This window comes from Rhizobacter sp. P2_H2 (assembly GCF_056403375.1).
Genome location: NZ_JBFUFP010000267.1, coordinates 1 through 5,895 on the forward strand (window position 1 = coordinate 1; position 5,895 = coordinate 5,895).

Here is a 5,895-nt window from a genome sequence, read left to right on the forward strand (position 1 = left end):
GTGCCGACCGGCCTCGGCCTCGATTCGGCCGGCGTGCGCCAGCGCATGGTCGACCGGCTGCGCGGTGGCGGCGTGCGCGACGAACTGGTACTCGGCGCGATGGCCCGCGTGCCGCGCCATGCCTTCGTCGACACGGCGCTGGTCAACCAGGCCTATGAAGACACCAGCCTGCCGATCGGCCTCGGGCAGACCATCTCCAAGCCCTCGGTGGTGGCGCGCATGATCGAGCTGCTGATGGCGAGCCCCGCCGCACGCACGCGGCGCACGCTGGGCCGCACGCTGGAGATCGGCACCGGCTGCGGCTACCAGGCGGCGGTGCTCGCGCAGCTGTCGCGGCAGGTGCTGTCGGTGGAGCGGCTCAAGCCGCTGCACGACAAGGCGCGCGAGCTGCTGGCGCCGTTGCGCTTGACGGACATCCGGCTGGTGTATGGTGACGGGATGCGGGGCCACCCGCCGAACGCGCCGTACGACAGCATCATCTCGGCGGCCGGCGGCGACAATCTGCCGCAGGCCTGGCTCGATCAACTGGCCGTCGGCGGCCGTCTGGTGGCCCCGGTGCAGCGGGCTGCAGGGCAGGGCCAGGTGCTGGTGGTGGTCGACAGAACAGAGGGTGGATACGAGCGCGCGGTTCATGAGGCCGTGCTGTTCGTCCCCCTAAAATCAGGAACGGATTGATGACAGTGGCAGTGATGGCAAGCACCTCGACTCCCGCGGCCGCGCGCCGCCATTCGACCGGCCCCCGAGCGATCGCGATCGTGCTGGCGGCGCTTGCCCTCGCGGCCTGTTCGTCGCCGAAGTACCACGCGCCGGTCGAGGATCGTGGTGGCACGCGGGCGCCGGTCACGACGGCCGGCGGTACGGCGGTCGCGACACCGGCACCGGTGGTCGGCACGCCGGAGGCCGTGAAGCCGCTGCCCGGCGCCGAGAACGCCGGCAAGCCGGGCTTCTATTCGGTGAAGCCGGGCGACACGATGATCCGCATCGGGCTCGAGACCGGCCAGAACTGGAAAGACCTGATCAAGTGGAACAACCTCGACAACCCGAACGTCATCGAGGTCGGCCAGGTGCTGCGCGTCGTGCCGCCGGGTGCCGACCCGAATGCGGTGGCCACGCGCGGCGTGACGGCTGCAAAGGTCGACGTGAAGCCGCTCGATGCGCCGCGGCCCGCGTCGGGGGCTTCGGCCGCCACGACGCCGGTCGCGATTGCCACGGCCCCGGCCGCCACGCCGCCCGCCGCGCGCGATGACGACGACATCAACTGGCAGTGGCCCGCCACCGGTGCGGTGGTGGCCGGCTTCGACGACGTGCGCAGCAAGGGCCTGTCGATCTCCGGCAAGCCCGGCGACCCGGTGCTGGCGGCCGCCGATGGCCGCGTCGTCTGCGCCGGCTCCGGCCTGCGCGGCTACGGCAACCTCGTGATCCTGAAGCACAACAACACCTTCCTGACGGCCTACGCGCACAACCAGGCGCTGCTGGTCAAGGAAGACCAGACCGTGCGCCGCGGCCAGAAGATCGCCGAGATGGGCGCCACCGATTCCGACCGGGTGGCGCTGCACTTCGAGATCCGCAAGCTCGGCAGGCCGATCGATCCCGCCAAGCTCCTGCCGCCACGCTGAGGCGCGGCCCACCTTCCACCAGCCCGGGCAACAGCATGGTCAAGAAGCGCAGCACACTGAACGGGCATGCGCTGGGCCATGACACCGGTGCGCGGCCGCCGCTGCCGGCGCTGAAGGTGGACGCGGCGCAGGCCGAGCCGGTGGAATCCGCAGCCGAGGCCGATCCGCAGGGTGATCCGCACGACCACGCCGAGCTGCCGTCCGACGACGTGCGTCCGGTGATCGAGATCGCGGCGGGCGAGGGCGAGGTCGGCAACACGCTGCAGACCTACCTGCGCGACATCCGCCGCGCGCCGCTGCTGACGCCGCAGGAAGAATTCGACACCGCGACGCGGGCCCGCGCCGGCGATTTCAGTGCGCGCCAGTCGATGATCGAGCGCAACCTGCGGCTGGTGGTCAGCATCGCGAAGAACTACCTCGGGCGCGGCCTGCCGATGACCGACCTGATCGAGGAGGGCAACCTCGGGCTGATGCATGCGATCAGCAAGTTCGAGCCGGAGCGCGGCTTCCGCTTCTCGACCTACTCCTCATGGTGGATCCGCCAGAGCATCGAGCGCGCGATCATGCACCAGGCCCGGCTGGTGCGGCTGCCGGTGCACGTGGTGCGCGAGCTCAATCATGTGCTGAAGGCGCGCCGCGCGCTCGAGGCCGACGGCACGCATGGCGACGGCACCGACAAGCCGGTGCGGGTCGAGGACATCGCGCAGCGCGTCGGCCGGCCGGTGCAGGAGGTGAGCGAGCTGCTGAAGTTCGCCGAGCTGCCGGCCTCGCTCGACGCGCCGATCGACCGCGAGAACTCCGAATCGATGATCGACAGCGTGGCCGACGAAGGCGCGAGCGATCCGCTGTCGACCACGCTGAACCACGAGATCGACGTGCTGCTGCAGCACGGCCTGGACGAGCTGAACGAGCGCGAGCGCGAGGTGCTGTCGGGCCGCTACGGCCTGCGCGACCGCGAACCCGAGACGCTGGAGGTGCTGGCCGAGCGGCTGGGCCTGACGCGCGAGCGCATCCGGCAGATCCAGCAGGAGGCGCTGGTGAAGCTCAAGCGCCGCATGGCGCGCAGCGGGATCGATCGCGACTCGATTTTCTAGGCACCCCTGCGGTGCTGAGACAATCGCGGAATGACAGCAAGCGATGAATGGCTGACGGTCGAGTCCCTCGACCTCGAAGCGCAAGGCGTGGCGCACAACGCGGAAGGCAAGGTGGTGTTCATCGAGGGCGCATTGCCCGGTGAGCAGGTCCAGGTCAGCGTGGGGCGCCGCAAGAACAACTGGGAGCAGGCGACGATGACGGCGCTGCGCCGCGAGAGCTCGCAGCGCGTGACGCCGGCGTGCCGGCATTTCGGCACCTGCGGCGGCTGCAAGATGCAGCACTTCCATGTGGGCGCGCAGGTCGCGACCAAGCAGCGGGCGCTCGAAGACGCGCTGTGGCACCTCGGCAAGACGAAGGCCGAGCGCGTGCTGCGGCCGATCGAGGGGCCGGCCTGGGGCTACCGCTACCGGGCGCGCCTGTCGGTGCGCCACGTCGTCAAGAAGGGCACGGTGCTGGTGGGCTTCCACGAGCGCAAGTCCAGCTATGTGGCCGACATGGACAGCTGCGAGGTGTTGCCGCGTCACCTGAGCGATCTGCTGCTGCCGCTGCGCACGCTGATCGGCGCGATGGACCAGCGTGATCGGCTGCCGCAGATCGAGGTGGCGATCGGCAGCGAGGTCACGGCGCTGGTGCTGCGGCACCTCGAGCCGCTGAGCGGCGGCGACCTGCAGCGCCTGCGCGAGTTCGCGGCGGCGCATGGCATCCAGTGGTGGCTGCAGCCCAAGGGGCCGGACACGGTTCAACTGCTCGATGCGGACGGCCCGCCACTCGCMTACGACCTGCCGGAGTTCGGCATCACGATGCCGTTCAAGCCGACCGACTTCACGCAGGTCAACCACCAGATCAACCAGGTGCTGGTGTCGCGGGCGCTGAAGCTGCTCGCGGCCGGGGTCGACGAGCGGGTGATCGACTGGTTCTGCGGGCTCGGCAATTTCACGCTGCCGATCGCGACGCAGGCGCGCGAGGTGCTCGGCATCGAAGGCAGCGAATCGCTGGTGGCGCGCTCGCGCGAGAACGCGCAGGTGAACCGGCTCGCGCACAAGACCTCGTTCGTCGCGCGCAACCTGTTCGAGATCACGCCGGCCGAACTGGCCGGGTATGGCAATGCGCAGAAATGGCTGGTCGATCCGCCGCGCGAAGGGGCGTTCGCGCTCGCGAAGGCGCTGGCCGACCTGCATGCGGATCCGGCGCTGGCGCCCGGATTCGTGCCGCCGCAGCGCATCGTCTACGTGAGCTGCAACCCGGCGACGCTGGCGCGCGATGCCGGGCTGCTGGTGCATCAGGCGGGCTACCGCTGCACGGCGGCCGGCGCGGTGAACATGTTCCCGCACACGGCGCATGTGGAGAGCATGGCGGTGTTCGAGCGGGGCTGATCGGCAGCACCAAAAAGCGAAAGGGCCCCGGAGGGCCCTTTTTCTTGCGCGGTCAGCGGATGCGCTTATTCGCGGTCGCCGCCGAAGATGCCGAGGATGTTCAGCAGGCTGACGAAGACGTTGTAGACATCCAGGTAGATCGCGAGCGTCGCGGTCACGTAGTTCGTCTCGCCGCCGTCGACCACGCGCTTCAGGTCGTACAGCATGAAGGCCGAGAAGATCACGACCGCGAGGGCCGACACGGTCAGCGACAGCGYCGGCATCTGCAGCCAGATGTTGGCGATGCTCGCGACGATCAGGCCGATCACGCCGACCATCAGGAACTTGCCCCAGCTGGAGATGTCACGCTTGATGGTCGTGGCCAGCGTCGCCATCGAGATGAACACCACCGAGGTGCCGCCGAAGGCCATCATGATCAGCTGGCCGCCGTTCTTGTAGCTGCCGAGCACGCGCCCGATCGTCAGTGACAGCATCACGCCCATGAAGAACGTGAAGGCCAGCAGCAGCACGACGCCGGTCGGCGAATTCTTGGTCTTGTCGATCGCGAAGAAGAACGCGATCGCGCCGCCGAAGAACAGCGCCAGCGTCATGAACGGGCTGGCACGCGCGACGTCGGCGAAGCCGAAGGCCATGCCGGCCCAGGCGCCGATGACGGTCGGCACCATCGACAGTGCCAGCATCCAGTAGGTGTTGCGAAGAACCCGGTTGCGCTGTTCAGCGCTCGGAACCGAGCCGAGGTAGTCGCCGTAGGCGGCTTGCAGGTTGTCGTTCATGAATCCTCCAGGGGGTGGAACCAGGGGTGTGGACCCGGACGGCGCATTGTAGTTCCCGGTTACACGTGACATGAGCGGACATGAAGACCGCCCGTGGATTCGTTGGCGCCGGCGCAGGGGTGATCTGCCCGGGCAGGCCTTGGTGGCGGCCGGCGTGACGCACTACAGTGCGGCTTTCCCAACTCCTGCCCCTGCGCATGAACAGCAAACCCGTGTTGACCCTCGACGACGTGAAGCGCATCGCCGCCGCCGCCGAGGCCGAGGCCTTGAAGAACCAATGGGCCGTGACGATCGCGATCGTCGATGACGGCGGGCACCTGCTGTGGCTGCAGCGGCTGGACGGCGCCGCGCCGATCTCGTCGCACATCGCCCCGGGCAAGGCCCGCACCGCGGCGGTCGGCCGGCGCGAGAGCAAGGTCTACGAGGACATGATCAACCAGGGCCGCAGCGCGTTCCTGAGCGCACCGACGCTGGAGGGCATGCTCGAAGGCGGCGTGCCGATCCTGGTGCAGGGCCAGTGCGTGGGCGCAGTCGGTGTCAGCGGCGTGAAATCGAGCGAGGACGTGCAGGTCGCGAAGGCAGGGATCGCCGCGCTCTGATCAGGCAGCGATCTTCAGCGGGATGATCGCCATGCCGCCTTGCGCGCCGGTGGCGGTCTCGAACACCTCGCGGGCGCAGTCTTCGCAGCGCCCGCAGCAGGTGGCGACGCCGGTTTCCAGCTGCAGCGAATCAAAGCTGTCGCAGCCACCGCGAACATGCCGTTCGATGTCCCTGTCGGATACGCGTTCGCAGACACACACGATCATCAGATGCACTCCCGGCCGCCGAGCGAGGGCCGATGGGGTGCATCTTAAACAAGAACGATTCGCAACTCAAGGCCGGGGACATCCCCGCACCGCGGGGGTGCGAGGAATCGGTCACGGGGGCTCAGGCCTCGACTTCACCCATTTGTGACTGGAGGTAGTTCTGCAGGCCGACCTTGTCCACCAGGTCGAGCTGCGTCTCCAGGTAGTCGATGTGCTCCTCGGTGTCGTCGAG

7 protein-coding genes and 1 pseudogene are annotated in these 5,895 nt (G+C 68.7%); 5 read left to right on the top strand and 3 right to left on the bottom strand.

What is annotated here, in order from left to right:
* The 4 genes from AC1D15_RS15390 to rlmD all read left to right on the top strand — a co-directional run.
* On the top strand, nt 1-675 hold a 675-nt coding region (locus AC1D15_RS15390; RefSeq protein ID WP_477826653.1), incomplete at its 5' end, for a protein-L-isoaspartate(D-aspartate) O-methyltransferase.
* Nucleotides 676-689: 14 nt separating this feature from the next.
* On the top strand, nt 690-1,616 hold the full coding sequence (locus AC1D15_RS15395; protein ID WP_477826654.1) for a peptidoglycan DD-metalloendopeptidase family protein: 927 nt from the start codon (nt 690-692) through the stop codon (nt 1,614-1,616).
* Nucleotides 1,617-1,651: 35 nt separating this feature from the next.
* Nucleotides 1,652-2,710, top strand: coding sequence for an RNA polymerase sigma factor RpoS (gene rpoS, locus AC1D15_RS15400; RefSeq protein ID WP_477826655.1), 1,059 nt, complete (start codon nt 1,652-1,654; stop codon nt 2,708-2,710).
* Nucleotides 2,711-2,740: 30 nt separating this feature from the next.
* Nucleotides 2,741-4,084, top strand: a complete 1,344-nt coding sequence (rlmD, locus tag AC1D15_RS15405; RefSeq protein ID WP_477826656.1) for a 23S rRNA (uracil(1939)-C(5))-methyltransferase RlmD — start codon at nt 2,741-2,743, stop codon at nt 4,082-4,084.
* A gap of 65 nt (nt 4,085-4,149) precedes the next feature.
* Here the strand turns inward: rlmD and AC1D15_RS15410 are convergent, their stop codons facing one another.
* Complete coding sequence (locus AC1D15_RS15410; RefSeq protein ID WP_477826657.1) at nt 4,150-4,857, bottom strand: Bax inhibitor-1/YccA family protein; 708 nt, start codon at nt 4,855-4,857, stop codon at nt 4,150-4,152.
* Between the two features lie 197 nt (nt 4,858-5,054).
* On the opposite strand from AC1D15_RS15410, the gene AC1D15_RS15415 reads away from it, so the two are divergent.
* On the top strand, nt 5,055-5,456 hold the full coding sequence (locus AC1D15_RS15415) for a GlcG/HbpS family heme-binding protein (protein WP_047511508.1): 402 nt from the start codon (nt 5,055-5,057) through the stop codon (nt 5,454-5,456).
* Here the strand turns inward: AC1D15_RS15415 and AC1D15_RS15420 are convergent, their stop codons facing one another.
* Both AC1D15_RS15420 and AC1D15_RS15425 read right to left on the bottom strand, forming a co-directional pair.
* Entirely contained in the window at nt 5,457-5,663 is a 207-nt protein-coding gene (locus AC1D15_RS15420) for a (2Fe-2S)-binding protein (RefSeq protein ID WP_052213119.1), read from the bottom strand. It abuts the gene before it with no gap.
* A gap of 121 nt (nt 5,664-5,784) precedes the next feature.
* A pseudogene (locus AC1D15_RS15425) lies at nt 5,785-5,895 on the bottom strand (bacterioferritin); the annotation flags it as partial.